General features: G+C 51.2%; 2 rRNA genes. Both read left to right on the top strand.

Features of this window, described 5'->3' with window-relative positions:
• The first annotated feature begins 174 nt into the window (after positions 1-174).
• Positions 175-3,066: ribosomal RNA gene (locus PMI34_RS05800) — 23S ribosomal RNA — on the top strand.
• Between the two features lie 165 nt (positions 3,067-3,231).
• Positions 3,232-3,347 (top strand): 5S ribosomal RNA (gene rrf, locus PMI34_RS05805).
• The last annotated feature ends 17 nt before the right edge of the window (positions 3,348-3,364 follow it).

Raw genomic sequence — 3,364 nt, 5'->3', positions numbered from 1 at the left:
TTTGATTAGATCGTTCTTTAAAAATTTGGGTATGTGATAGAAAGATAGACTGAACGTTACTTTCACTGGTAACGGATCAGGCTAAGGTAAAATTTGTGAGTGGCTCTTAGGAGCACAATCGAATTTTCGGCGAATGTCGTCTTCATAGTATAACCAGATTGCTTGGGGTTATATGGTCAAGTGAAGAAGCGCATACGGTGGATGCCTTGGCAGTCAGAGGCGATGAAAGACGTGGTAGCCTGCGAAAAGCTTCGGGGAGTCGGCAAACAGACTTTGATCCGGAGATGTCTGAATGGGGGAACCCAGCCATCATAAGATGGTTATCTTGTACTGAATACATAGGTGCAAGAGGCGAACCAGGGGAACTGAAACATCTAAGTACCCTGAGGAAAAGAAATCAACCGAGATTCCCTTAGTAGTGGCGAGCGAACGGGGACTAGCCCTTAAGTTGATTTGAGATTAGCGGAACGCTCTGGAAAGTGCGGCCATAGTGGGTGATAGCCCTGTACGCGAAAATCTCTTATCAATGAAATCGAGTAGGACGGAGCACGAGAAACTTTGTCTGAATATGGGGGGACCATCCTCCAAGGCTAAATACTACTGACTGACCGATAGTGAACTAGTACCGTGAGGGAAAGGCGAAAAGAACCCCGGAGAGGGGAGTGAAATAGATCCTGAAACCGTATGCGTACAAGCAGTGGGAGCCCACTTTGTTGGGTGACTGCGTACCTTTTGTATAATGGGTCAGCGACTTATTTTCAGTGGCGAGCTTAACCGAATAGGGGAGGCGTAGCGAAAGCGAGTCTTAATAGGGCGTCTAGTCGCTGGGAATAGACCCGAAACCGGGCGATCTATCCATGGGCAGGTTGAAGGTTAGGTAACACTGACTGGAGGACCGAACCGACTACCGTTGAAAAGTTAGCGGATGACCTGTGGATCGGAGTGAAAGGCTAATCAAGCTCGGAGATAGCTGGTTCTCCTCGAAAGCTATTTAGGTAGCGCCTCATGTATCACTGTAGGGGGTAGAGCACTGTTTCGGCTAGGGGGTCATCCCGACTTACCAAACCGATGCAAACTCCGAATACCTACAAGTGCCGAGCATGGGAGACACACGGCGGGTGCTAACGTCCGTCGTGAAAAGGGAAACAACCCAGACCGTCAGCTAAGGTCCCAAAGTTATGGTTAAGTGGGAAACGATGTGGGAAGGCTTAGACAGCTAGGAGGTTGGCTTAGAAGCAGCCACCCTTTAAAGAAAGCGTAATAGCTCACTAGTCGAGTCGGCCTGCGCGGAAGATGTAACGGGGCTCAAACCATACACCGAAGCTACGGGTATCACTTAGGTGATGCGGTAGAGGAGCGTTCTGTAAGCCTGTGAAGGTGAGTTGAGAAGCTTGCTGGAGGTATCAGAAGTGCGAATGCTGACATGAGTAACGACAATGGGTGTGAAAAACACCCACGCCGAAAGACCAAGGTTTCCTGCGCAACGTTAATCGACGCAGGGTTAGTCGGTCCCTAAGGCGAGGCTGAAAAGCGTAGTCGATGGAAAACAGGTTAATATTCCTGTACTTCTGGTTATTGCGATGGAGGGACGGAGAAGGCTAGGCCAGCTTGGCGTTGGTTGTCCAAGTTTAAGGTGGTAGGCTGAGATCTTAGGTAAATCCGGGATCTTAAGGCCGAGAGCTGATGACGAGTGTTCCTTTGGAACACGAAGTGGTTGATGCCATGCTTCCAAGAAAAGCTTCTAAGCTTCAGGTAACCAGGAACCGTACCCCAAACCGACACAGGTGGTTGGGTAGAGAATACCAAGGCGCTTGAGAGAACTCGGGTGAAGGAACTAGGCAAAATGGCACCGTAACTTCGGGAGAAGGTGCGCCGGTGAGGGTGAAGGACTTGCTCCGTAAGCCCACGCCGGTCGAAGATACCAGGCCGCTGCGACTGTTTATTAAAAACACAGCACTCTGCAAACACGAAAGTGGACGTATAGGGTGTGACGCCTGCCCGGTGCCGGAAGGTTAATTGATGGGGTTAGCTAACGCGAAGCTCTTGATCGAAGCCCCGGTAAACGGCGGCCGTAACTATAACGGTCCTAAGGTAGCGAAATTCCTTGTCGGGTAAGTTCCGACCTGCACGAATGGCGTAACGATGGCGGCGCTGTCTCCACCCGAGACTCAGTGAAATTGAAATCGCTGTGAAGATGCAGTGTATCCGCGGCTAGACGGAAAGACCCCGTGAACCTTTACTATAGCTTTGCACTGGACTTTGAATTTGCTTGTGTAGGATAGGTGGGAGGCTTTGAAGCGTGGACGCCAGTTCGCGTGGAGCCATCCTTGAAATACCACCCTGGCAACTTTGAGGTTCTAACTCAGGTCCGTTATCCGGATCGAGGACAGTGTATGGTGGGTAGTTTGACTGGGGCGGTCTCCTCCTAAAGAGTAACGGAGGAGTACGAAGGTGCGCTCAGACCGGTCGGAAATCGGTCGTAGAGTATAAAGGCAAAAGCGCGCTTGACTGCGAGACAGACACGTCGAGCAGGTACGAAAGTAGGTCTTAGTGATCCGGTGGTTCTGTATGGAAGGGCCATCGCTCAACGGATAAAAGGTACTCCGGGGATAACAGGCTGATACCGCCCAAGAGTTCATATCGACGGCGGTGTTTGGCACCTCGATGTCGGCTCATCACATCCTGGGGCTGAAGCCGGTCCCAAGGGTATGGCTGTTCGCCATTTAAAGTGGTACGCGAGCTGGGTTTAGAACGTCGTGAGACAGTTCGGTCCCTATCTGCCGTGGACGTTTGAGATTTGAGAGGGGCTGCTCCTAGTACGAGAGGACCGGAGTGGACGAACCTCTGGTGTTCCGGTTGTCACGCCAGTGGCATTGCCGGGTAGCTATGTTCGGAAAAGATAACCGCTGAAAGCATCTAAGCGGGAAACTTGCCTCAAGATGAGATCTCACTGGGACCTTGAGTCCCCTGAAGGGCCGTCGAAGACTACGACGTTGATAGGTTGGGTGTGTAAGCGCTGTGAGGCGTTGAGCTAACCAATACTAATTGCCCGTGAGGCTTGACCATATAACACCCAAGCAATTTGCGTCGGCTCTCTAATCCAGAGCAACCAGATTGCGGTGTGTGAAGACGCAACGAACCGAAAGTTCGAGAGACGCACAAAACACCAGACTGTCACATACCCAATTTGCTGAAGCGAGGCCAGCCGGTCACGACTCAGTACCCGAATTTCTTGACGACCATAGAGCATTGGAACCACCTGATCCCATCCCGAACTCAGCAGTGAAACGATGCATCGCCGATGGTAGTGTGGGGTTTCCCCATGTGAGAGTAGGTCATCGTCAAGATTAAATTCCGAAACCCC

Source organism: Pseudomonas sp. GM74, from assembly GCF_000282455.1.
GTDB lineage: Bacteria > Pseudomonadota > Gammaproteobacteria > Pseudomonadales > Pseudomonadaceae > Aquipseudomonas.
This window is presented reverse-complemented; position numbering and strand designations above follow the sequence as displayed.